The organism is Martinezella sp. CNPSo 3964 (assembly GCF_057784375.1).
The window spans coordinates 672,365-695,134 of sequence record NZ_JBXSOW010000002.1; the positions used below are offsets into that span (position 1 = coordinate 672,365).

26 protein-coding genes and 1 tRNA gene are annotated in these 22,770 nt (G+C 59.8%); 12 read left to right on the forward strand and 15 right to left on the reverse strand.

The window, feature by feature from the left end:
• Positions 1-54: 54 nt before the first annotated feature.
• Both AC13Q5_RS09850 and AC13Q5_RS09855 read right to left on the reverse strand, forming a co-directional pair.
• Positions 55-1,332: an L-fuconate dehydratase gene (locus AC13Q5_RS09850; protein WP_457879722.1), complete on the reverse strand. Its 1,278-nt coding sequence runs from the start codon at positions 1,330-1,332 to the stop codon at positions 55-57.
• A gap of 41 nt (positions 1,333-1,373) precedes the next feature.
• Positions 1,374-2,534 carry a CaiB/BaiF CoA transferase family protein gene (locus AC13Q5_RS09855; RefSeq protein WP_488501553.1) on the reverse strand — a complete coding sequence of 387 codons (1,161 nt, stop codon included), beginning with the start codon at positions 2,532-2,534 and terminating at the stop codon, positions 1,374-1,376.
• A gap of 233 nt (positions 2,535-2,767) precedes the next feature.
• Here AC13Q5_RS09855 and AC13Q5_RS09860 point away from each other — a divergent pair, with 233 nt between their 5' ends.
• Positions 2,768-3,181, forward strand: coding sequence for a carboxymuconolactone decarboxylase family protein (locus AC13Q5_RS09860; RefSeq protein WP_075851518.1), 414 nt, complete (start codon positions 2,768-2,770; stop codon positions 3,179-3,181).
• 57 nt (positions 3,182-3,238) lie between these two features.
• Here AC13Q5_RS09860 and AC13Q5_RS09865 read toward each other — a convergent pair whose 3' ends face one another.
• Positions 3,239-3,628, reverse strand: coding sequence for a BRA0787 family protein (locus AC13Q5_RS09865; protein ID WP_075851519.1), 390 nt, complete (start codon positions 3,626-3,628; stop codon positions 3,239-3,241).
• Positions 3,629-3,959: 331 nt separating this feature from the next.
• Between AC13Q5_RS09865 and AC13Q5_RS09870 the strand changes: the two genes are divergently transcribed.
• The 4 genes from AC13Q5_RS09870 (at position 3,960) to AC13Q5_RS09885 (ending at position 7,621) form a co-directional block, all read left to right on the forward strand.
• On the forward strand, positions 3,960-4,463 hold the full coding sequence (locus AC13Q5_RS09870; protein ID WP_457879724.1) for a cupin domain-containing protein: 504 nt from the start codon (positions 3,960-3,962) through the stop codon (positions 4,461-4,463).
• 212 nt (positions 4,464-4,675) lie between these two features.
• On the forward strand, positions 4,676-5,524 hold the full coding sequence (locus tag AC13Q5_RS09875) for a MetQ/NlpA family lipoprotein (protein ID WP_488501554.1): 849 nt from the start codon (positions 4,676-4,678) through the stop codon (positions 5,522-5,524).
• A gap of 365 nt (positions 5,525-5,889) precedes the next feature.
• Positions 5,890-6,975 carry a methionine ABC transporter ATP-binding protein gene (locus AC13Q5_RS09880; protein WP_488501555.1) on the forward strand — a complete coding sequence of 362 codons (1,086 nt, stop codon included), beginning with the start codon at positions 5,890-5,892 and terminating at the stop codon, positions 6,973-6,975.
• Entirely contained in the window at positions 6,965-7,621 is a 657-nt protein-coding gene (locus tag AC13Q5_RS09885) for a methionine ABC transporter permease (protein ID WP_457889217.1), read from the forward strand. The genes AC13Q5_RS09880 and AC13Q5_RS09885 overlap by 11 nt, the downstream gene beginning before the upstream one ends.
• Positions 7,622-7,684: 63 nt before the next feature.
• Here AC13Q5_RS09885 and AC13Q5_RS09890 read toward each other — a convergent pair whose 3' ends face one another.
• Entirely contained in the window at positions 7,685-8,716 is a 1,032-nt protein-coding gene (locus AC13Q5_RS09890) for a hydroxyacid dehydrogenase (RefSeq protein ID WP_488501556.1), read from the reverse strand.
• Positions 8,717-8,771: 55 nt separating this feature from the next.
• Positions 8,772-9,467: a DNA-3-methyladenine glycosylase I gene (locus tag AC13Q5_RS09895; RefSeq protein WP_488501557.1), complete on the reverse strand. Its 696-nt coding sequence runs from the start codon at positions 9,465-9,467 to the stop codon at positions 8,772-8,774.
• A 259-nt stretch (positions 9,468-9,726) separates the two neighbouring features.
• On the opposite strand from AC13Q5_RS09895, the gene AC13Q5_RS09900 reads away from it, so the two are divergent.
• From AC13Q5_RS09900 to AC13Q5_RS09915, 4 genes are all read left to right on the forward strand, one after another.
• Positions 9,727-9,987 (forward strand): DUF982 domain-containing protein, encoded by a 261-nt coding sequence (locus tag AC13Q5_RS09900; RefSeq protein WP_075851525.1) that lies wholly within the window; start codon positions 9,727-9,729, stop codon positions 9,985-9,987.
• Between the two features lie 331 nt (positions 9,988-10,318).
• On the forward strand, positions 10,319-10,576 hold the full coding sequence (locus AC13Q5_RS09905) for a DUF982 domain-containing protein (protein ID WP_075851526.1): 258 nt from the start codon (positions 10,319-10,321) through the stop codon (positions 10,574-10,576).
• A 371-nt stretch (positions 10,577-10,947) separates the two neighbouring features.
• Positions 10,948-11,202, forward strand: coding sequence for a DUF982 domain-containing protein (locus tag AC13Q5_RS09910; RefSeq protein WP_069611805.1), 255 nt, complete (start codon positions 10,948-10,950; stop codon positions 11,200-11,202).
• A 121-nt stretch (positions 11,203-11,323) separates the two neighbouring features.
• Complete coding sequence (locus tag AC13Q5_RS09915; protein ID WP_488501558.1) at positions 11,324-11,575, forward strand: DUF6074 family protein; 252 nt, start codon at positions 11,324-11,326, stop codon at positions 11,573-11,575.
• Positions 11,576-11,580: 5 nt separating this feature from the next.
• On the opposite strand, the gene AC13Q5_RS09920 is transcribed toward AC13Q5_RS09915, so the two are convergent.
• Complete coding sequence (locus AC13Q5_RS09920; RefSeq protein ID WP_488501559.1) at positions 11,581-11,895, reverse strand: hypothetical protein; 315 nt, start codon at positions 11,893-11,895, stop codon at positions 11,581-11,583.
• A gap of 384 nt (positions 11,896-12,279) precedes the next feature.
• Between AC13Q5_RS09920 and AC13Q5_RS09925 the strand changes: the two genes are divergently transcribed.
• Both AC13Q5_RS09925 and AC13Q5_RS09930 read left to right on the forward strand, forming a co-directional pair.
• Positions 12,280-12,534 carry a PilZ domain-containing protein gene (locus tag AC13Q5_RS09925; RefSeq protein WP_092712235.1) on the forward strand — a complete coding sequence of 85 codons (255 nt, stop codon included), beginning with the start codon at positions 12,280-12,282 and terminating at the stop codon, positions 12,532-12,534.
• Between the two features lie 212 nt (positions 12,535-12,746).
• On the forward strand, positions 12,747-12,956 hold the full coding sequence (locus AC13Q5_RS09930; protein ID WP_488501560.1) for a hypothetical protein: 210 nt from the start codon (positions 12,747-12,749) through the stop codon (positions 12,954-12,956).
• 221 nt (positions 12,957-13,177) lie between these two features.
• On the opposite strand, the gene AC13Q5_RS09935 is transcribed toward AC13Q5_RS09930, so the two are convergent.
• The 8 genes from AC13Q5_RS09935 to AC13Q5_RS09970 all read right to left on the reverse strand — a co-directional run bounded on the left by AC13Q5_RS09935 (position 13,178) and on the right by AC13Q5_RS09970 (position 20,687).
• A tRNA-Met gene (locus tag AC13Q5_RS09935) sits at positions 13,178-13,254 on the reverse strand.
• 162 nt (positions 13,255-13,416) lie between these two features.
• On the reverse strand, positions 13,417-14,616 hold the full coding sequence (mnmA, locus tag AC13Q5_RS09940) for a tRNA 2-thiouridine(34) synthase MnmA (RefSeq protein WP_457877983.1): 1,200 nt from the start codon (positions 14,614-14,616) through the stop codon (positions 13,417-13,419).
• Between the two features lie 273 nt (positions 14,617-14,889).
• Positions 14,890-15,558, reverse strand: coding sequence for a CDP-alcohol phosphatidyltransferase family protein (locus AC13Q5_RS09945; protein ID WP_488501561.1), 669 nt, complete (start codon positions 15,556-15,558; stop codon positions 14,890-14,892).
• 6 nt (positions 15,559-15,564) lie between these two features.
• Complete coding sequence (locus AC13Q5_RS09950) at positions 15,565-15,966, reverse strand: hypothetical protein (RefSeq protein ID WP_488501562.1); 402 nt, start codon at positions 15,964-15,966, stop codon at positions 15,565-15,567.
• Positions 15,963-16,913: a phosphatidate cytidylyltransferase gene (locus tag AC13Q5_RS09955; RefSeq protein ID WP_488501563.1), complete on the reverse strand. Its 951-nt coding sequence runs from the start codon at positions 16,911-16,913 to the stop codon at positions 15,963-15,965. Before AC13Q5_RS09955 ends, AC13Q5_RS09950 begins: the two co-directional genes overlap by 4 nt.
• Positions 16,914-16,915: 2 nt before the next feature.
• The gene (locus AC13Q5_RS09960; protein ID WP_457877986.1) at positions 16,916-17,563 is read right to left on the reverse strand and encodes a lysophospholipid acyltransferase family protein; all 648 of its coding nucleotides are present in this window, start codon (positions 17,561-17,563) and stop codon (positions 16,916-16,918) included.
• 206 nt (positions 17,564-17,769) lie between these two features.
• The gene (serA, locus tag AC13Q5_RS09965; RefSeq protein WP_075851535.1) at positions 17,770-19,365 is read right to left on the reverse strand and encodes a phosphoglycerate dehydrogenase; all 1,596 of its coding nucleotides are present in this window, start codon (positions 19,363-19,365) and stop codon (positions 17,770-17,772) included.
• Positions 19,366-19,508: 143 nt separating this feature from the next.
• Entirely contained in the window at positions 19,509-20,687 is a 1,179-nt protein-coding gene (locus AC13Q5_RS09970) for a phosphoserine transaminase (protein WP_488501564.1), read from the reverse strand.
• A 264-nt stretch (positions 20,688-20,951) separates the two neighbouring features.
• Between AC13Q5_RS09970 and AC13Q5_RS09975 the strand changes: the two genes are divergently transcribed.
• Entirely contained in the window at positions 20,952-21,737 is a 786-nt protein-coding gene (locus AC13Q5_RS09975; protein ID WP_075851537.1) for a glycosyltransferase family 25 protein, read from the forward strand.
• 10 nt (positions 21,738-21,747) lie between these two features.
• Here AC13Q5_RS09975 and AC13Q5_RS09980 read toward each other — a convergent pair whose 3' ends face one another.
• Positions 21,748-22,569 carry an outer membrane protein gene (locus AC13Q5_RS09980; protein WP_488501565.1) on the reverse strand — a complete coding sequence of 274 codons (822 nt, stop codon included), beginning with the start codon at positions 22,567-22,569 and terminating at the stop codon, positions 21,748-21,750.
• Between the last annotated feature and the right edge of the window lie 201 nt (positions 22,570-22,770).

Genomic DNA, 22,770 nt, shown 5'->3' on the forward strand with positions numbered 1-22,770 from the left:
GCAGATATTGCACAGCTTTTGCCAAGGAATAAAGCGGTCGATCCGGGTCTCAGATCAGCCCTTGAACGTATATTCCTTAATCGATTCTGGCTTCATCTCGATCGAGAAACCCGGCAGGCTCGGCGGCATGTAGGCTGCGTCGCGGATGATGCAGGGGTCGATGAAATGCTCGTGCAGGTGATCGACATATTCGATGACGCGGCCATCCTTGGTGCCGGAGACGGCGATGTAATCGATCATCGACAGGTGCTGCACATATTCGCACAGCCCGACGCCGCCGGCATGCGGCCAGACCGGCAGCCCGTACTTGGCGGCAATCAGCAACACGGCCAGCACTTCGTTGAGACCGCCCATGCGGCAGGAATCGATCTGCACGATGTCGATCGCGCCCTCGGCGATGAATTGCTTGAACATGATGCGGTTCTGGCACATCTCACCGGTCGCGACCTTCACCGGGCCGATAGCCTGGCGGATCTTGCGGTGTCCGGCGACATCGTCCGGGCTTGTGGGTTCTTCGATGAAAAAGGGCTTGGCGAAGGCGAGCTTGCGCACCCAGTCGATCGCCTGATTGACTTCCCAGACCTGGTTGGCGTCGATCATCAGATAACGATCGGGGCCGATGACCTCGCGGGCAATCGTCAGACGGCGGATATCGTCTTCGAGATCGCGGCCGACCTTCATCTTCACATGGTTGAAGCCGGCGTCGATCGCCTCCTGGCACAGGCGGCGCAGCTTGGCGTCATCATAGCCGAGCCAGCCGGCTGATGTCGTGTAGCAGGCATAGCCCTCCCGTTCGAGCGTGGCGATGCGGTCGGCCTTGCCGGCCTCCGCCTTCTTCAGGATGGCAACGGCCTCGTCGCGGGTGAGAACGTCGGTCAGATAGCGATAGTCGACGATATCGGCGATTTGCTCGGCATCCATCTCGGCCACCAGCCGCCAGACCGGCTTGCCGGCTTCCTTGGCCAGCAGATCCCAGACGGCGTTGACGACGGCGCCGGTTGCCAGGTGCATCGCGCCCTTTTCCGGGCCGATCCAGCGCAGCTGGCTGTCGCTGGTCAGATGCCGCCAGTATTTGCCGGGGTTTTCCAGAACTGTCGCCAGTTCCGTGCCGACGACCAGATGGCGCATCGCCTCGATCGCCATGCAGCAGATGTCGTTGCCACGGCCGATGGTGAAGGTCAGGCCATGGCCGGCGAGGCCCGGCTTGTCGGTGTCGAGGATGACATAGGCTGCCGAATAATCCGGATCCGGATTCATCGCGTCCGAACCGTCGAGGCTCTGCGATGTCGGGAAGCGCAAATCGAAAACGCGAAGATTGGTGATGCGCGTCATTGGAAAACTCCTTCTATATCCATCGCGACCTCTCGACCCCTTCAGCCAAGGTCGAACTCCTCCCAGAGTGCCGCATTATGCTCGCCAACGTGCGGGGCCGCACGCTCGAATTTCGGCCGCTGCCCGTCGATACGAATGGGCGAGCGGGTGGTATGCAGGCTGACGCCATCATCGCGGCCGACCGTCTGCAGCATGTCGAGAACGCGGAAGCCCTCGCTGCCTAAAAGCTCCGGCCAGTTCAGCACTTTCGCGCACCAGATATCGGCAGGTTCGAGGATCGCGAGCCAGTCATCGACATTGCGGGCGGCAATGCGCGCCGCGATCAGCGCCTTGATCTCGTCACGCGCCGTAAACCAGCTTTTCGGATCATCGCGATAGGGCGCGAGTTCGTCCATGCCGAGCAGATCGGCAAGTTTGGAAATCGGCGTCATGGCAATGGCGAGATAGCCGTCGGACGCGGGATAGACGCCATAGGGGGCGGAAAGATAGGCATGGGCGCTGCGGACATGCGAGCGCTCCGGCAGCTTGTTGCCGCTGTTCATGTGCACGCTCAGCACCTCGACCTGCAGATCGACCAGCGCCTCGAGCAGACTAGTCTCCACCAGTCCGCCCTCACCCGTCACCCCGCGCCGCACCAGCGCCGCAAGAATGCCCTGGGCCGCGGCCGCACCGGCCAGCATATCGCCGATCGCAAGACCGAAAGGCACAGGCCCCTGCCCCTCGTCGCCGTTCAGCCACATGACACCGGAGCGCGACTGCGCGAGAAGATCCTGACCTGGCCGTGAGACCCAAGGCCCCTCTTCGCCGTAACCACTGATCGAGCAATAAACGAGGCGCGGATTGACCTTGCACGCAGCCTCATGATCCAGACCCAGCCGCTCGATCACGCCGGGGCGGAAATTCTGCACGAGGACATCGGCTTTGGAGATGAGCTTCCGCAGCGCGCTCATGTCGCGGTCGTTCTTCAGGTCGATCGCCAGGCTCTCCTTGGAGCGGTTGATCGCGTGGAAGATCGTCGAATCACCGCTTTCATCGTCGCTGAGATAGAGCCCGCGCGAGAGATCGCCGCCGCCGGGACGCTCGATCTTGATGACCCTGGCACCCAGATCCATCAGTCGTAGGGTGCAATAGGGACCCGACAGAAACTGGCTCATGTCGACGACGACAAGCCCGGCCAGCGGCAAGTCCTTCTTCAACGCCATCGATACTCCAGCTCCCCTGACATCGCTCCGGCTCAAAGCGCCTCTCCGCCTTGAGGACTATCCTCGTCACCGGTTTCTGCGTCAGCCTCAATCTTCTTATGTAAATAGTATTTTCACATATGGATGATTTTTGCAAACGAAAAGAGGGAGGATAATGGAGGCTCCGCCCACCCATCTCACCAGGAAATGCATTATGGTTCCACATAATGAGAGTTGCTGAAAGGAAGAAGAGAATGGCAACGGTCAAATTGCTCGACGATGCGGAAGCCGAGGCAATCCCGGCGGTCAAGGCGGTGTTCGACGACATTCGCGCGGTGAGAAAGTCCGACTTCGTCAATAATTTCTGGCGCGGCCTGGCAAACGATCCCGCCCTGCTGAAGCGCACCTGGGAAGGGCTGAAAGCGGTCATGATGGCGGAGGGCGCGCTCGACCCGCTCGTGCGCGAGATGATTTACATAGCCGTCTCCACGGCCAACGGCTGCAGCTATTGCGTCCATTCGCACACGGCCGCCGCCAAGGCGAAGGGCATGACTGACGCCCAGCATGGGGAGCTGCTGGCGGTTATCGGACTGGCCGGACAGACCAATCACCTCGTGACGGCGATGCAGATTCCCGTCGATCCCGAATTCGATGTGGGCAACCGATAAAATGCCAAAAGGCCCACTGGTGCATGCCAGCGGGCCTTCCATAAACAATCTTCGCTATTAGCGATCCGACGTTTCCGCCGTCTGGGTTTCTGCCGCAATGGCAGCAACGTTGACGCCGTTATTCACGACCAGCAACCTTTTGCGGACCAGAACGCCCATCACGCGGGCGGCTGTCGAAAAGGTCATCGTGTCAAGCGGACCTTCGCCCTCCCAGGGCTTGGTCAGCCGCTCGGTCACGGCCGAGACGATATTGTTGGGCACGATGTCGGTGCATTCGCGCATGGTTTCGAACACGACGCTGATGGGATGGATACGTCCCTCGAACGTTACGATCGGTTCGGTCACTTCGCTGTCCCATTCCTCGAAGGCATAGAGCGCTTCGCGGAAAAGCTGCTGCAGAGTGATGGGGGCATGACCCTCATGAAGGGGCGGCAAGGCATTCGACATGTCTGTCTCCTTTCAATTGGAAGTCCGGCGCATATATGAAAGTCGATGGTCTCTTCTCCGAGACCCAAGCGCTGCTTCTCCAGTTTGGCGCGCCTTGATTGGGGGGGAACGGCGCGGCAAACCATCTTGTGACCGGCGCAACGCGGGACGCACACGAAATGTTCCCACCGGTCATGTAACTTGATCAAGTCTATAGATTAATCTCGACTTGAAAAGCCTCAATGATAACTTTCTGCAATTCTCTTTATTTTTGAATGGCTTCGCGTAGAGTGAAATGGAAGTGAATCTGTGGAAGGCATGCGAATCTCCCTCCAGCGGCGAAAGGACGACCATGTGCGGCGATCATGAACACGATCATCAGGACGGTCACGATCACGAGCGCCAACACGTCGATTGGCGCGAACATGGCATCAAGATCATACCGGGCAATGCCCTCGACCCGAATACCGCGCAGACGCCGGGCATGAACCGCGCGACCGCAATCAACCACGCCCGCGCCGGCGCGGAAAAGATCTGGGCCGGAACCGTGACCATCCACGCCAACGCCAAGACCGGCGCCCACCACCATGGCGATCTCGAAAGCATCATCTATGTCGTCAAGGGCCGGGCGCGGATGCGCTGGGGCGAGAACCTGGAATTCGTCGCCGAAGCCGGCCCCGGCGATTTCATCTTCGTACCGCCCTACGTGCCGCACCAGGAGATCAATGCCAGCCGCGACGAGACACTGGAATGCGTTTTGGTTCGCTCCGGGCAGGAGCCAGTGGTTGTAAATCTCGACATCGAACCGGTGGAAAAGCCGGAGGAAGTCCTTTGGAAGGACCCCATTCATCGCTGATGCGATTAATTTTTGGGCAAATGCCTATTTTGCCGCATAAATAATCTACCGTATTTATAGAAAATTAGTTTGCGCTTTTGCGCTGCACTGAAAAGAGTTTTTCAGAACTGCAACGCACAACGCATGATCCTGCTTCGCAGCGCGAATACGCGTCTGAGATGATTAAGCCGTCAACGAGAGAACGATCTCGATCATCTGGAACAGGATTTCCCATGACTGAAAAGCTTTCCAAAGGTTTCGACGCGCTGCGCCTTTCCCGCCGCGCCGGCCTTGCCGCCATCCTTGCCTCCGCTGTCGCCGTGTTCGGCTTGACGGCAACCGCCACGCCATCCTACGCCGCAGACAAGACGATCAAGGTCGGCATCATGAGCGGTGAGGACGAAGACGTATGGCGCGTCGTGGTCGCTGAAGCCGCCAAGAAGGGCCTGACGGTCGAGCCGGTCGTCTTCAACGACTACACCCAGCCGAACGAAGCTCTGGAGCGTGGCGAAATCGACGCCAACGCTTTCCAGCACAAGCCCTACCTCGACAACCAGATCAAGCAGCATGGCTACCACATCGTCATTGCCGGCTACACGGGCATCTGGCCGATCGGCCTCTACACGAAGAAGTACAAGACGGTGGCCGAGCTGCCGAAGGGTGCCGCCATCGGCGTGCCGAACGATCCCTCCAACGAAGGCCGCGCCCTTCTCGTTCTGCAGCATGAAGGGATCATCAAGCTCAAGGACGGCACCGGCATCCTCGCCACCGTCGCCGACATTGCCGAGAACCCGAAAAACGTCGACATCAAGGAACTCGATGCCGGCATCGTCGGCCGTTCGATCGACGATCTTGACGCAGCCGTCGTCAACACCGACTGGGCGCTGAAGGCGGGCCTCTCGGCGAAAGATCGCATCGCGCAGGAGCAGACCAACGACAACCCGTACCGCAACTTCATCGCCGTCAAGCAGGGCAGCGAGAATGAAGCCTGGGTTAAGACGCTGGTCGCCTCCTACCAGAACGATACCGTCAAGACGGAATTCGACAAGGTCTACAAGGGAACCGGCCAGAGCGCCTATTGATAGCAGGACGGCGCGGGGGACAGCGCTGAGCGATGGGCGGCCGGGGCATCTTGCCCAGGCCGCCTTTAGCGTTTTCCTGTTAGGATGCGATGAAGTTTACCGTTGGTTATGGAACTCGTGGAGAGTGTGCACCCCCCTCTGTCACTTTCGTGACATCTCTCCCAAAAGGGGGGATCGTTGGGAGTACGCTGCACATTCCGCAAAACAGATCAGCGAAGCATCCGCGTATGCGATCCGTGTTCCCTGGTGATGGCTCACCAAATATTACCAATCTCCCCCCTCGTGGGAGAGATGTCACGAAAGTGACAGAGGGGGGTATAATAGCCTCCACAATCTGGAAGTCCGCCTTTTAAGAAGAGACGATCATGAATTCATTCACCCCAGCCACTGCCATAGACGGACAGGCCCCGCCTGAACGATCGACGGGCGACGAGATCGTCCGGCTGGTCGATGTCCGCCGCCGGTTTGACACGACACCGGCACTGGATGGCATATCGCTGACCGCACGACGCGGCGAGATCGTTGGCATCATCGGCCGCAGCGGCGCCGGCAAATCGACGTTGATCCGCTGCCTGAACGGGCTGGAGCGCGCAGATAGCGGCGAGATCCACATCGAGGGCCGCGACATCGCCCCCCTTTCGGAACAGGAATTGCAGCCGCTACGCCGTCGCATCGGCATGGTGTTTCAGCATTTCAATCTGCTGTCCTCCCGGACGGTCGAGGAAAACATCGCGCTGCCGCTGAAGATCGAGGGCGTCGCCAAACAGGAACGATTGCAGCGCGCCCGAGAACTGCTTGAACTCGTCGGCCTCGCCGACAAGGCAAAGGCCTACCCGTCTGCGCTATCAGGCGGCCAGAAGCAGCGCGTCGGTATTGCTCGCGCTCTTGCCGCCCGGCCTGCCATTCTCCTGTCGGACGAAGCGACATCGGCACTCGACCCGGAAACGACCCGGTCCATCCTGGCACTGTTGAAGGACATCAACCGCAAGCTTGGCCTGACGATCCTGCTCATCACTCATGAGATGGAAGTGATCCGCTCGATCGCCGATCGCGTCGCGGTCATCGACGCTGGCCGGATTGTCGAAGAGGGTTCTGTATGGACTGTTTTCGCCAATCCGCAAACGGAGATCGCGGCAAGCCTGCTCAGCGGCGCCCGCCCGCAGCTTCCGGAGCATATCGCCGCCCGCCTTTCACCGACATCGGGGACCGAAGCCATCCTCAGCGTCGATCTAGCCGGCCCAGCCGCCCAAGGCGCGCTCTTTGCCGAGCTTTCGGCCGCCCTACCCCGCTCCTTCCGGCTGGTCCATGGCGGCATCGACCATATCCAGAACCAGCCAGTGGCCCGCTTCTTCGTCGCGGTCCCGACGCGCGATGCGACCCTGCCGACTCAGGTCAGCGATTTTCTGAAAGCCCGCTCCGCCCGGGTGGAGGTTCTAGGCTATGACAACTGACGTAATCCTCGGCCTGCTCTGGCGCTCCTTCTGGCAAACCGTCTGGATGACGGGTGCCTCCGGCCTTCTCTCCCTCATCATTGGCCTGCCACTTGGCCTCGCCCTCGTCGTCACCAGCCGCGGCGGCATCGCCGAGCAAGGCGCGATCAACCGCGTTCTCGGCATCCTGGTCGACGGCTTCCGCGCCGTGCCCTTCATCATTCTGCTGATCGCCTTGATTCCGCTGACGCGCCTGATCGTCGGTACGGCATTGGGCACGACGGCCGCCATCGTGCCGCTGACCATTGCCGCAATTCCCTATTATGCACGCGTCGCAGAAGTCTCGCTGCGCGATGTCGATCGCGGCCTGATCGATGCCGTACGCGCCATGGGCGGCAATCGCTGGACCATCATCCGCGAGGTGCTGATACCGGAAGCCATGCCAGGTATCGTCGCCGGCTTCACCGTAACCATGGTGACGCTGATCGGCGCTTCCGCCATGGCCGGCACGATCGGCGGGGGCGGCCTCGGCGACCTTGCCATCCGCTACGGCTACCAACGCTATGAGACGAACGTCATGATCGCCGTCGTCATCATCCTGATCGTTCTGGTCTGGGGCATGCAGTGGCTGGGCGATCGCCTGGCCACCCGGCTTGATCGCCGCTAGCCCTGACGACATAAATTCACTCCCGGTGCAGCAAGACACTGCGCCGGGAGTGAAGACCGAAGATCAGTTGCGCGTGACCGGCTTCGAGCGCATGCGCGATACCGTCTCACGTTCGGCGCGCTTGCAGCACATCGGCGGCAATCCGCGATCCATCAGATCCATATCCTCCAGCACCATGTCGCCCATCTTCTTGAAGGCACTGTCGAGTGCGCCGGCACGATGCGCCGAGCGGAGGAAACCCTTGAGCTTACGCACCGGATGATCCTTGCCGAGCGGCTCCTCGGGATAGACGTCGCTCGCCGCCACGATATGGCCGGATGCGACCGCCGCCATCAGCCCATCGAAATCGACGACATCCGCGCGGCTAAGCAGTATGAAGGCCGCCCCCTTGCGCATTTTCGCGAAGGCATCGGCACCGAGAAAGCCCTTGTTCTCGCTGGTGACCGAGGCAACCACGAAAACGAAATCGCTGCCCGACAGCACCTCGTCCAACCCGGCGGGCTGAACACCGTGCTCCCTCAGGATCGATGCTGGCATCCAGGGATCGAACACCTTGATATTGGCCCTGAAGCCGGAAAGCACGCGGTTCAGCGCCTTGCCGAGATCGCCGAAGCCAATAATGCCGATATCGCTGCCGGCAACGAGCCGCGCCTTCGCATTGCCATCACCGCCCCAAAGCTCCCTGCCCTCACGGAAAGCGAGATCGGCATCGACGATCCCGCGGGCCAGACTCAACGCAAATCCCAGGCCGATTTCGGCGACCGGCTCGGCAAACACCTGGCCGGTGGTGACGACGTGGATGCCGCGCTCGAAGAGCACCTCATAGGGCATGTTGTTGATGAGATTGCTCTCGACGTTCAGGATGCAGCGCAACTGCGGCATACGGTCGAGCGTCTCCTTCGACAGGGGCGGCTGGCCAATGATGTAACGCGCCTCGCCGAGAACCGCGTCACCCAGTCCGGCGATATTGTCCGGGTCTGCCTCGATGATGCGATATTTCGCGTGAAGGAGCGACAACGCATCCCTGGTGAAAATCAGCTCGAGCGAGCGCGGCTCCGGCGCGCTGATGGCCAAGGGTCTGCTGTCGGTCGTCATTCTGCTCCTCCTGTCTTGCGACGCCGATCCAATATCATTCGATGGATGAGATCAATCAGGCCTCGTCCTCTTCTCCCGGCATTCCGACGGAGAAGGCGCAGATGCGCGAGATATAGGTGAGCGGCAGACCGGTCTCGGCATGCCAGGCATTGAACTGGTCCTGGATCAGCCGCAGGTCTTTCTTGGTCGGCTTGGTCTCCGAAATCGGCACGCCAGAAAGCCGCAGGCAGACAAGAACATCGTGGCTCATGACGAAACTGTCGCGACCGATCGCCCGCAGGAGGTATTGACCCGTCATGCCGCCGAGCCGGTTCGCCTGCTTGTCCAGAACGGCAAGAAGGCCGATCTGATCCGCAAGCGGCCAATCGGCAAAGAAGCGGCCAGCGCTGCCATGCGCGTCGGCAAGCTGGCGGATGAACTGCGCATTGGCCCGCACGGACATGATCTTGGCTCCGTTGCGGATGACCCGCGTGTCGGAGGTCAGATCATGCCAATAGTCATCTGGAGCAAGATTCAAGAAGACGGGATCGAAGCCGGAGAACGCAGCTTCGAAACCCGGCCATTTGGAATCGATGACGTTGCGCACAAAGCCCGCATAGAAAATGTAGCACGTCATTTCCGACAAGATCCGATCATCGGACAGAGCACGCAGGGTCTCATGGTTCGGCGCTTTGGGCATCAGCGCCCTCAGCCCGTCGACGCCACCTTTGCGCTTCTCGGCGCGCTCCTTGATCTCCGCAAAGCTTCCCATAATCCTCTCCCGTCGGCCGCGCTGTGCGACAAGTCTTTTATGATCTCATCGCCCCGTGCAAGTAATCTCCGCGCAATGATTTCCTGTGAAAAGCACGCAGTCGAAAGTCATGACGCGAAAGTTGATCGCGCCGGCGCTCGAATTGATTTCCCGACGATTGAAACAGTTCCGAACTGCTCCAGATATCGTCTTGAAATTAACTTGAGATTTCGCACACCGTAGCGTTAATTTCGGCGGCGTCGGATCGGAGCCTTCTGCCATGAACAATAAAGACTGGAATTATCCCATCATGGTCATCTGCAAGCGCACCGGAAAAGTCTATACGGTCGCCAACACGAAAGAAGCGTTGGACATGCTGCTGAACGCATGGCCTGTCGCGGAGGGTAAGGCCTTCATGATGGCTCTGCAGGTCTGTGCCGACGTCGAAAGAGGTCAGGGACAGCCTCTGGAGGCCCGCAACAGCTTTGTCGCCGCAGCGTCGGAGGCTGGTGTCCCCCTCGAGATGCCGGTGGTCCAGTAGGCTATACTACTTTTTCCCTACCCCATTCGCGAATGAAACGGTTCCTGGTCCCATCCCGGGAGGCTTGGCCATCTGCCCAGTAAAACCTCCATCATCGTCGCTTTATTGGCAGCCATCCTCCTCGCCGTCCTGTTTCGAGGCGTGCTGCGCATCGTTTTCGCAGGCTTGGCGCGCCTTCTCGTGCTTCTCCTGTTGGTGCCATATAGTCCCGCGGACTAACCGCGCTTAGCGCCCCGCCGCTCTCACAGAGTGGTGAGGACCGATTTTCCGGAAATTGCGAAACTTTTTGCCGTGGCAGGAGTTTCAGTCGCAGTGTCGGAGCATCGTCGAAATGAAAATGATCTTTAGTGCCGGCGCCAGTCGCTGGCCTGAGCCGGTCTATCTGCGCATCGGCTATGGCATGCCGGAGGCAATCCGAAGCCCGAAGGAAGCCCGCAATCACCTCCTTTTCCGCTGGCCGGCCGTCAGAGGCGAAAAATATAATTCGGCCCGAAGCCTTTGCCTCGAAGCCGAGACCGACCCCTTTCTTTGCGAATACGCCAGGAAGGTGTTCATCGAGGCCTGTATCGAAGCCAGTGTACTGGATTAGATCGCCCTTGCGATATCGACTCCGCTGTCGATCCTCATACGCGCGAAGCATTCCTGGTCCGCAGGTTCCTTCAATATTGGCGTCCGCTGCAGAGAGCAGAGCCGACGTCTTTGTCATGAAAATCCGCTCGGCTAGGACCATCAAGCCGCCACGCCCGCGTGCCTGCAAAGCTTACGCAGGCCCCATCCAGCTCTACGAGATTTGTGCAATAATCCGGCGCTGGAGCGACCGCTACGGGAGTGAATGATCTGCGACCGCTCGCCTGACGACAGGGGACGAAACCAGCCTTGATGATACCTGCCAGAGAGCGTTCGATCCGGAACGCTTCTTGCAGTGTTACCGAAGCATGAACGTTTCGGAGGTAATGCGTTTTGAAACGAAACACTTTACGACCATTTCCAGCTGTTACACTTGTCATGGGAGAGAACGGCGGAACCCGCCGCGTCAATTCGGTGCACCAGGTTGCAGAGCTGCTGCTGGAACATTGGCCGGTGGCAAATGGCGAAGACTACGTCGCGGCAGTGCGGATCTGCCTCGAAGCGATGCTTGGCGCCGTCCCCGCCGAAGCCGTAAGAGAGGCCTTGATCAAGGCAGCACGGGAAGCGGGCATATCTGTAATGCAGTGAAATCACCCCATCCTTCCCGCGCCACGTGGGATCTCTCTGACATTATTCACTTTTTATGAACGAGTGCCGGCGATCTTGCCAACAGAGGCAGGCGATTCGCCCTGCCGATGACGGAGAGAATATGTCGCTTCTACCATTCCCGGCCGACAGGCGTACCAGTGATGTCAGGCGGTGTGCCACAGCCCTTCAGCAGCTACACGGCGAGGCGGCAAACCGCTTCTGGCGTTCGGAAATGGCAATCTTTGCCAACAACTTGCGCGAACAGGGAATGGAAGACGGCGAAATCTCGCGGCAAGCCGGCCTCTTCATGCATGCGGTCCAGATGGAACTGCAGCTCGCCTATGCCGAAGAAGAACTCAACGCCTCGGCTTGACCGGGCTATTTCGGCAATCTGCAAAATGCGATGGACTTGTCGCCGCTGGTCGGTGATTTGATCTGCACGGTCCATTCTCCACCTGGGAAATGAAGACCTTTTGACGTAACCACGCCGGTAATCTGCGCACAGGCCTTTCTGGCATCGGCGCTCGGCAGATCTATGGTCGCCATGACGGCGTACCTCCGGCTGGAAACCTGGCACGGCGCGGTAAACAAGCCGGTATTGTCGATCATCTTGCAGACCCGGAACGCATTGCTCACGGCATCGTCTGCAGCCATCGCGGAATTGGCGATCACCAGCATGGTGGCCGCTGCCAAAAACAGTCTCATTGAAAATCCCGATCCCCTATGGGGGCACGGTGCCAGAGCGTGTTTCGTCTTGCAAGACATGTTGCATGGATTTCCATTGGCTGTTTGAAAATACAACGCAATTGACGGCGACTTGTTCGCCAATGGCTGCCTTCATCCGGCTCTGCTGAGATATTCCGCCTGCGATGACGCCGCGAGGACAACCTCCCGAAGACATGGTGGTGCCGATGCACAGGGCTGCGCTCGCCTCATCCAGCCGGCAATATGCCGATATCGGCCAACCCCTTCGTCACCCCGATAGACGGAAAGCGCTCAATTCGTCGCTTCCCGTTAACGTCTTCGATATTAGAACATGCCATATTAGTAAAAAATACAAACCAAGGAGCCGACGCGATGACGGCATTCTCACCCGAAGGCCGGGTAGCCACCCGAAAGCGAACGCTTCTCGGCGCGAAAATCATATTCAACGACGGCCATTCGGTCTTCGATTGCCTCGTCCGAAACCTGTCCGATACCGGCGCCATGATCCAAATCGAAAACCCTCTCGCCGCACCCAACGCCTTCAATCTGCAACTTTCGGACGAGAGATTATTGGCCTGCGCAGTGCGCTGGCGAAAAATCAACAGTATGGGCGTCGAGTTCGTGTAAGGGCATCCCTCGCCGACCAATACTTATGGGCGTCTGCAAAACATGGACGCCAGAAGAGCTACCAATCAAACCTGATCGATATGGACTTGTCGGTGATATCCCGGATCACAGTCACCGCCCTCTCGATCAAGTTCGTCCGGAACAAACAAGCCGCACCGTGCATTCCCAATGCATATGGCGCTCTGCCGAATTGGTCTGCGAAGGAGACGGCTATGAACCAAGACACTATCGATCGGCTTGATACAATCAGCCAGCAGCTTCACGATCGAGCTCTTGCTCTGTCCCAGTCGCAATCCCAGGAAGGCCAGGACCATGCCCTCATGATGTCGGCACTGGCAACCTTGGCAGCGGCGGTACGCACCTTGGATGACGACGTAGCCCGTCTCGATGGCCCCAAGGGGATTGGAGCATCCGGTTCTTGAATGCAGTCCCCTCCATTGTTTGAAGTGGTCTACCTTCCGCCTTCCCCGCGGACCAATGCACCCATGCAGATCGCTAAGAGCTTCTGATGCGCAGCGTCTTTCGGGAGATGAAGGCGAAAAGCGTGAAAATCAACGGAAATAGCGCTCGGCAAGGCACAACAGAAAATAGCCGGCGGCCTACCCAGTAAATGAGGTAAGCATTTGATTTCATTAGGAAAATATGGTAGCGGAGGAGGGATTTGAACCCCCGACACAAGGATTATGATTCCTCTGCTCTGACCTACTGAGCTACTCCGCCATGCCACACTTGATGTTGAACATCAAATGCAAAGGTCAAACGAACCGTCGCTCGAAAGCACTAGCCCGTCGGTTGAGCGGCTTATAAGGTGCGGTTCGGCTTGGTGTCAAGCGGATGATTTGGAAAAATCAGTGGTTTCTCCAAACCAAGATGATCCGCCCTTCAAGCCGCGACCGGGCTTGCCAGCAGTGCCTTCAGAGAAGCCTCTGCCATCGGCTCGCGTTCCGAGCGTTCGATGAAGCCGCCGCCGTAGACGCGGGCGTCGTCACCGGGTGCCGAATAGAGCGCGCAGGCCTGGCCAGGCGCGACACCGGCCTCGCCGACCGTGAGATCGACATAGATGCCGCTGGCGTCAGCATGCAGCACGGCCGGGGACGGCGCGCGGGTCGAGCGTACCTTGGCAAAGCAGGCAAAGCCCTCGCCGGAAGCCGCCTGCAGCAGCGGCTCGTCACCCAGCCAGTTGACGTCACGCAAATAGACGCGATGCGTTTCCAGCGCCTCCTTCGGACCGACGATGACGCGGCGTGAGCGGGCGTCGAGATAGACGACATAGAGCGGCTCGCCGGTCGCAACACCAATGCCGCGGCGCTGGCCGATCGTATAATGCAGGATGCCCTCGTGCTGGCCGAGCACACGGCCGTCGAGATGGACGATTTCGCCGGCAAGCGCCGCATTCGGCTTCAGCTTCGCGATCACATCGGAATATTTGCCCTGCGGCACGAAACAGATGTCCTGGCTGTCGGCCTTCTTGGCGACGACGAGGCCCATCTCCTCGGCAAGCGCGCGGGTCTCCGCCTTCGGCATGCCGCCGAGCGGGAAGCGCAGATAATCGATCTGCTCCTGCGTCGTGGCAAAGAGGAAATAGCTCTGGTCGCGATCGGCATCGGCCGGGCGATAGAGCGCGCGGCGGTGCGGATGCTCTGGCGATGGATTCGGACGCGAGCGGATGTAATGCCCGGTTGCCAGCGCATCGGCGCCGAGCTCCTTGGCGGTCAACAGAAGGTCGGCGAACTTGACGGTCTGGTTGCAGGCAACGCAGGGGATCGGCGTTTCGCCGGCGACATAGCTTTCAGCGAAGGGATTGATGACCGTTTCGCGGAAGCGCTTTTCATAGTCGAGCACGTAATGCGGGATGCCGAGCGTCTCGCAGACGCGGCGCGCATCGTCGATATCCTGGCCGGCGCAACAGGAGCCAGCGCGATGCACGGCCGCACCATGGTCATAGAGCTGCAGCGTGATGCCGAGCACATCATAACCCTGCCGCTTCAAAATGCCGGCGACGACGGAGCTGTCGACACCGCCCGACATGGCGACGACGACGCGGGTATCTTCCGGCCTCTTATCAAAATCCAGTGTATTCACGGTCGTTGCCGCCAGTCTTGAACGATCTTCGATGCTGCCGAGCGGGATGACTTTTTTCGAGAAGTCTTCACGCTCTCACGATTTGATTTCGCACGATCTGATCCAAAAACCGCTGCACACTTTTCGGGATCATGCTTCTGACCGCCGCATGCCATGCAAAAGCGGCGAATTTTCATGATGCGGGGCCTTCGGTCGCTCTTTGCGGCCAGCCTCAATTGTGGACGGATATAGAAAGGATTGCCAAGCCATGCAAGGGGTCGGCGAAATCGCGAATCATCCCTTTGCCTTCAAATGTCCGATCAGATTGCCCGCACGCCGCATGACGGTCACCGCAGACCCGATGGCGACGACCCAGAGCGCGATGGTCAAAACCCAGCTGCCGCCGCTCCACAGCGCCTCGACGATCGAGAGCAAAGCCGCCGCCGTCGCGACCGCCATGCGATGCTGCTTGGCCATCGGGCCGCCGAAATCGCTGGGGTTGCCGGTGGCACGCCCGAGTTCGCGGACATAGGCCGTCAGCACCGCAAGAGCGGCGGCAGCCCAGCCAAGCCCGGGCATTGCGATGCCATAGCCAACGCCAGCGAAGATGAGGATATCGGCGACGCGGTCCGGAAACTCGTTCCAGAACGGCCCATCGGCTTCGCCCTTACCGCCCTCAACCGCCACCATGCCATCAAGCAGGTTGCAGAGCAGGCGCAACTGGCAGAACAAGGCGGCAAGGAGCAGCAAGACTACGCGCATGCCGACGCTGCCGGCCACGCCGGAGAGCCAGAACGAGGCTCCCGCCAGCGCCGCCATGGCCATGCTCGCCTGCGATATCTGGTTCGGCGTTACTGAAAGCGTAGTCATGCCCCGCGCCAGCGTCTGAGCCCATCGCGTGTTGCGGCTCGCCAGCGGCCGCCTGTCGCCGGTTCCCTTGCCTGCCTGGCCCTCTTCTCTCATGGCCCCTCACCTCTCATGGTTTCGCAGCCTTCCGCTCGATATCGAATAATTATAGATCACCGCATAGCTGGAAGAGACCAGCAACGGCACGGCGATGGTCCTCAGAATTTCCGGCGTGCCGCTCAGCGCATGGATGACGATCAGGATGGTTGCCGAGCCCAGACAGGCGATCAGCGGCGGCGCCCAAAGGCGTGTAAGGCCGCTGAATCGCCGCGACAAAGCTTCGACCACGGATTTCAGAAACAGCGTCAGGCAGCCTGAAAGCGCGCCTTGCACGAAACCCGCAATCAGCGGCCGCGGCATCGGGTGCATGCGATTGGCAAAGACGGCCCAGCCGCCCATGGCGAGGAAGGCGAAAAGCACATGCACGATGCTGCTGCCGGCAAGCGCTTTCAGCTTTCCGCTCATGACAGCGACCACCAGTAGCGCACGAGATGAAAGAAGATCGGCGCAGAGAAGACGACCGAGTCCAGCCGGTCGATCAACCCGCCATGCCCCTCGATCAGGTGCCCCCAATCCTTGACGCCGCGATCCCGCTTGATCGCTGACATCACGAGCCCGCCGAAAAAGCCCATGAGCGTGATGACGAAGGCGAGCAGACCGGCCTGCAGCGGCGTGAACGGCGTCACCCACCAGAGCGCCGCCCCGATCAAAGAGGCGCTGATGACGCCGCCGACAAAACCCTCCACCGTCTTCGATGGCGACAGCCGCGGTGCAATCTTCGTTTTCCCGAAGAGCTTGCCCCAGACATATTGCAGGACGTCGCTGAGCTGGACAACGATCACCAGGAAGGCGATCAGCAGCACGTTGCGGCCTTCATAGCCGGGAATATGCAGGGTGAGTAGCGCCGGCACATGCGAGGCGCAGAAGACGCAGATCATCAGCGCCCATTGCACCTCGGCAATCCGCACCAGAAAGCGCTCGGTGTCGCCGCGCAGCACGGCGATGATCGGCATGAAGAGGAAGGCGTAGACCGGAATGAAGATCGAATAGATGCCGTATTGCTCAGCCCAGAGCAGGTAATATTGCACCGGCAGCGCGACGAAGAAGGCAGCGGCGAGCGCCCAATGGTCCGCCCGCTTCGTGTTGATCAGCGTCACGAACTCCCGCAACGCCGCAAAGGAGCAGAAGGCAAAGAGCAGGATGACGCCGGCACGCCCGGCAACGAAGGCGATGCCGATCAGCACCACCATCACCCACCAGGCCTTGATGCGTGCATTCAGGTTTTCGATCGCGGCGTTCGATCCGTCGGGCGAGAGCCGCTGTTGCAGCACATAGCCGATGATCGAGGCGACGATCAGAACGCCGAAAATGCCAAGGACGAGATGAATGAGATCAGCGCTGGCCGCTTCCATGCTCAGTCTCCCGCCCGCTTGGGCGCAAGCGCCAGCAGCGCCGCTTCGGCTCTCTTCAGGAAATCCGCCTTCTCCTCCGCCTCGCCGATATGCAGCGCCTCACCGAAGGTCACGGTGCAGATCAGCGGAATCGGCACGAACTCGCCCTTGGGCATGACGCGATTGAGGTTGTCGATCCAGACGGGAACGAGATCAATGTCCGGACGCGCCTGGGCAAGATGAAAGAGTCCGCTCTTAAACGGCTGCAACGGCTGGTCGGTGAGATTGCGGGTGCCTTCCGGAAACAGGATCAGCGACGAACCGGCATCGAGCGCCTGCGTCATCTGCGTAACCGGGTCCTCCTTGCGTGCCTCGCGATCCCTCTCGATCAGCACGGCATTGAAGACATCGCGCCCGATGAAGCTGTTCAGCGGCGATTTCAGCCAGTAATCGGCGCCCGCTACCGGCCGGACACGCCGGCGCAAACGCGGCGGCAGGACAGTCCAGATCAAGATGAAATCACCATGGCTGGAATGGTTGGCGAAATAGACGCAACGGCGGGTGCGCATGCCGCTCTCCGGCCAGATCGCCCGAACGGCGGTGATGGCGCGGGCAAACAGCACGATCGCCACGGAGGCAGGCTTTGCCAGCCATTCGATCGGCGTGCCCATCCCTTCCCCGAGAATAGTCTTCCGCAATGCCTCCATGGCAAAGAGATAGGCTCGTTTGGCGAAGCTCGATAGCCTATCTGCCTAGCTTATCCACAACCCTTGCAATCACAAAGGAAACCCGGCGCAACTCGCGTCGCGCCGGGTTTCGGGTTTGGCTCTTGGGAGGAGCAAACTGGATAGCTCAACCGCCCCTCGGAACAGGCAGGTCAGTCGACCGCAAAGACCAGCGGCTTGGCCTGTCGGATCGCGTGATGCGCCGTCAGCTTGGCAAGCACATCATCGCTGATCGGGCCGTCGACATAGAGAAGCGCGATGGCATCACCGCCCTGCTTGTCGCGGCCGAGCTGGAAATTCGCGATGTTGACGCCGGCTGAGCCAAGCGTCGTGCCGATGAAGCCGATCATGCCGGGAACGTCGGTGTTGGCGATATAGACCATGTGGTTGCCGACATCGGCATCGAGGTTGATGCCCTTGATCTGGATGAAACGCGGCTTGCCGTCCGAGAAGACAGTACCGGCAACGGAGCGCGTCATACTGTCGGTAGTGACCGTCAGCTTGATATAGCCGTCATAGACGCCGGTCTTGTCGCGCTTGACTTCGGCGAGCACGATGCCCTTTTCCTTGATCATGATCGGCGCCGAAACCATGTTGACGTCGGCAACCTGATTGCGGATCAGGCCGGCGAGCAAGGCGCTCGTGAGAGCCTTCGTATTCATACCGGCGGTGACGCCATCATAAAGGATCTCGATTTCCTTGATCGGATCGTCCGTGACCTGACCGACAAAGGCGCCGAGAACATCGGCAAGCTTGATGAAGGGCTTCAGGATCGGCGCTTCTTCAGCGGTGATCGAGGGCATGTTGATGGCGTTCGAAACCGCGCCCTTGACGAGGTAGTCGGCCATCTGCTCGGCGACCTGCAGAGCGACGTTTTCCTGCGCTTCGGTCGTGGAGGCACCGAGATGCGGCGTGCAGACGACGTTCGGCAGGCCGAACAGCGGGCTTTCCTTGGCAGGCTCCACTTCGAAGACGTCGAAAGCAGCGCCGGCGACATGACCCGACTTGATGGCGGCAGCAAGGGCTGCCTCATCGACCAGTCCACCACGGGCGCAGTTGATGATGCGGACACCCTGCTTCATCTTGGCGATCGCAGTGGCGTCGATGATGTTGCGGGTCTTGTCGGTCAGCGGCACGTGCAGCGTGATGAAGTCGGCGCGGGCGAAGAGCTCGTCGAGTTCGACCTTGGTGACGCCCATTTCCTCGGCGCGCTCCTTCGACAGGAAGGGGTCGTAAGCAAGAACGTGCATCTTCAGGCCGAGGGCGCGGGCAATGACAATGGTGCCAATATTGCCGGCGCCGATGATCCCGAGCGTCTTGCCGGTGATTTCAACACCCATGAACTTCGACTTTTCCCACTTGCCGGCCTGGGTGGAGGCGTCGGCAGACGGAAGCTGACGGGCAACGGCAAACATCAGCGCAATAGCGTGCTCGGCCGTGGTGATCGAATTGCCGAACGGCGTGTTCATGACAATGATACCGCGGCGTGAAGCGGCCGGAATATCGACATTGTCAACGCCGATGCCGGCGCGGCCAACGACCTTGAGGTTCTTCGCCGCTTCGATGATCTTCTCCGTCACCTTGGTGGCGGAACGGATGGCGAGACCATCATAATTACCGATGATTTCGAACAGCTTGTCCTTGTCCTTGCCAAGCTGCGGCTGGAAATCGACTTCGACGCCGCGATCACGGAAGATCTGGACGGCGGTTTCCGACAGTTCGTCGGATACGAGAACGCGAGGTGCCATGGAGGCCTCCTGAAATGGGTCAGCTAAGACGAGCAATTCCACGAAAAATGTGAAACAGCTTTCCGGTCGGAATTACATGAAAACACGAGAATTTCGGGATGCTGGGCTCCGCCGCCGGGGCGGAGCCATAAACGCTTCAAACCTCAGGCAGCAGCCTGGGAGAGCGTCGCCTTCTGCGTTTCGAACGCCCAGGCGAGCCAAGGCATCAGCTTCTGCATGTCGGAAGCTTCGATCGTCGCACCTGCCCAGATACGCAGGCCGGACGGCGCGTCGCGATAATGGCCGACATCGAAAGCAACCGCTTCCTTTTCGAGGAGCGTAACCAGACCCTTGGCGAAATTCGCCTGACCATCGGCATCGAGAGCGACGACATCCTTGTCGACGATCTTCAGGCAGACAGAGGTGTTCGATTCCGTCTCGGCCTTGACGGCGAGATTGGCAATCCAGTCATTGGCGGCAACGAAGTCGTGGATGACCTTGGCATTGGCATCGGCGCGGCCGATCAGCGCCTTCAGGCCACCGAGATCCTTGGCCCAGAGGAGAGCGTCGATGTAATCCTCGACGCAGAGCATCGAAGGCGTGTTGATCGTCTCGCCGGAGAAGATGCCTTCGATCAGCTTGCCGCCGCTGGTCATGCGGAAGATCTTCGGCAACGGCCAGGCCGGGACGTAGGTGGTCAGACGCTCGACGGCGCGCGGCGACAGAATGATGACGCCATGTGCGCCCTCGCCGCCCAGAACCTTCTGCCAGGAGAAGGTGACGACGTCGAGCTTGGCAAAATCGAGCTTCTGAGCGAAAGCGGCCGAGGTGGCGTCGCAGATCGTCAGACCCTTGCGGTCGGCAGGGATGAAATCGCCGTTCGGAACGCGGACACCCGAGGTGGTGCCGTTCCAAGTGAAGACCACGTCACGATCAAAATCGATCGTGGAAAGATCGGGAAGCTCGCCGTAGCCGGCTTCAAGCTTGCGAACGTCCTTGAGCTTCAGCTGCTTGACGACGTCGGTCACCCAGCCTGCGCCAAAGCTTTCCCAGGCAAGCATGTCGACGCCGCGTTCGCCGAGCAGCGACCAAAGTGCCATTTCGACAGCACCGGTGTCGGAAGCCGGGACGATGCCAATGCGGTAATCCGCCGGCACTTCCAGAATTTCGCGGGTAAGATCAATGGCCTGCTTCAGCTTTGCCTTGCCGACCTTCGCGCGGTGCGAACGGCCAAGGGCCGCGTCGGAAAGAGCGTTAAGCGTCCAACCGGGACGCTTCGAGCATGGACCAGAAGAGAAATGAGTATTATTCGGACGGTTGTCCGGCTTGGCGAGCTTAGTCATGATGCTATCCTCTCAGATAGAAAGCTCCTCGTTGGGGAGGAGTGTCCCGCCGCCGGATATATTGGAAGCTGCCGAAGAGCGCAATAGCAAAAATTGCAGATGCCCTCATCACGAATTCGTGCGAAAGTTTTGATGGGATGCAAGGCACGCGCAATGGAACTAGGCCAAAATTAGCCTCACAAAAGCTGGTTTCTGTGCCGATGCGTAAACATATAAGGCTCGGTGCCTGCTGATTTGCGCCGATGGAAATGATAAGTGTGCTCGATGTCTCTTACTGCACTCGCCGAAACCTCTTTCACGCCTGCACAGACCATGCAGGTCTATCTTATCAATATCGACCGGGCAGCGGAACGGCTGACGGAGATCCAGCGACAGAGTGATGAGTTCGGCTTTCGATTCGAGCGCGTTGACGGCGTCGACGGCGCCCTCATCCCGCGCGATCAATGGATCGATGTCGACCACGATCGCTTCCAGCGCCGGCACGGCCGCACCATCCTGCCCGGCGAGTATGGCTGCTACCGCAGCCATCTGCTGGCGCTGCAGCGATTTCTGGCGAGCGGCGACGAGATGGCCATCGTCATCGAGGACGATGTTGCCCTCGACACCGAGTTCCTGGCCCGCGCCATGGCGGCAAAGACAGCCGCACCCACGGCCGGCCTGATCAAACTCGTCAATCATCGCTGGAATGGTTTCCGCCCCCTGACGCGCAGCGCGAAGGGAGATATCGTCGGTCGCTGCCTCTTCGGCCCGCAAGGCTCGACGGCCTGCTATCTCGTCACGCGTGAGGCCGCAGAAAAGATCGTAAGATCGCTGGCAATCATGTCGCTGCCCTGGGATGTCGCCGTGGAGCGAGGCTGGGATATGCAGATATCAATCGTCAGCACACGCACGAATATTGCCGGTTTCAGCCGGCTGCAGAGAACGACCATGATCGGCTGGCGTCGAGACTACCGCGCCGCCAAATCCCCCGCCTGGCAGCGCATTCCCGCCCATATCTTCCGAACCCTGGATTTCTTTCGGCGCATCGCCTACGTACTGGCGACGCCGTAGGCATCGGGCCTTACCAGGTGGTGATCCGCAAGCCGACGCGAATTTCATGGCGCGACAGCGCGCCGTCGCGCCCTGTGGTGCCGCCGGTGCTGGCCGCCGAATCGCCAAACATCTCGCCGCCGGCGATATGGGAGAAGCGATAGCCGAGATCGACTTTGACGTTCGGCGCGACCTCATAGGCGACACCCGCCATCAGGGCATAGGTCAAGCGCCAGTCGCTGTCACCGGAATAGCGTGCGCTGACCGACGCAGCACCGCCGCAGCTCGATGCGCCGTTGGAGCACGAACCGATGGTATTGACGTTGCTCCAGGAAACCCGCGTGGCACCGAGACCGGCACCGACATAGGGTGTGAAACCCGCCAGGGTCCCGAGATCGACATAGCCGTTGACCATCAGGCTCCCGGCCCTGAAGGATGAATGTGCCTTCGTGGAGCAGCCCGTGCCGCCAGGCCCGCCAGAACAAGGCGAATTGCTCGACATGCGGCCGTCGAAATCACCGCTGAAGAAATCGCCGGTGACATCGGCACGAAACAGATCATTGAACTGATAACCGACACCGAGGCTACCGGAAAAATCGCCGCCAAAGCGCGTCGAATCGAAGCTGTTCGAGCTGTAATCGCTGCCGGCAGGATTATAGGCACGAAATCTCGTATCCGTGCGGCTGGCGTTGACCGCATAGCCAACATCGCCGCGCACATACCATCCCTTGGCATCCTTGACGCTGACCTCCGGCATCTTGATTTCCGGCGGTGTTGCATCGGCCGCAAAGGCAATACCCGCCGATGCGCTTGCCATCGCTGCGGCCAGCGCCAAAGCATCAAAACGGATCATTACCCCTCGCCTTCCATCCTCGGGCTGTGACGCCCGCGCGTCGAATCGGCTGGCCTGCGCTTCCTTGCGATATCCCTCAAAAGAGGACCCGATGCCGGGAAGCCGCCATTCTCATTTCATTAACCATAGGGAATTCATGGTTAATGAAGCTTTAAAGTGGCGGAGAATTACTTAACGGAATGGGAAAAGAAAAAGCCGCCC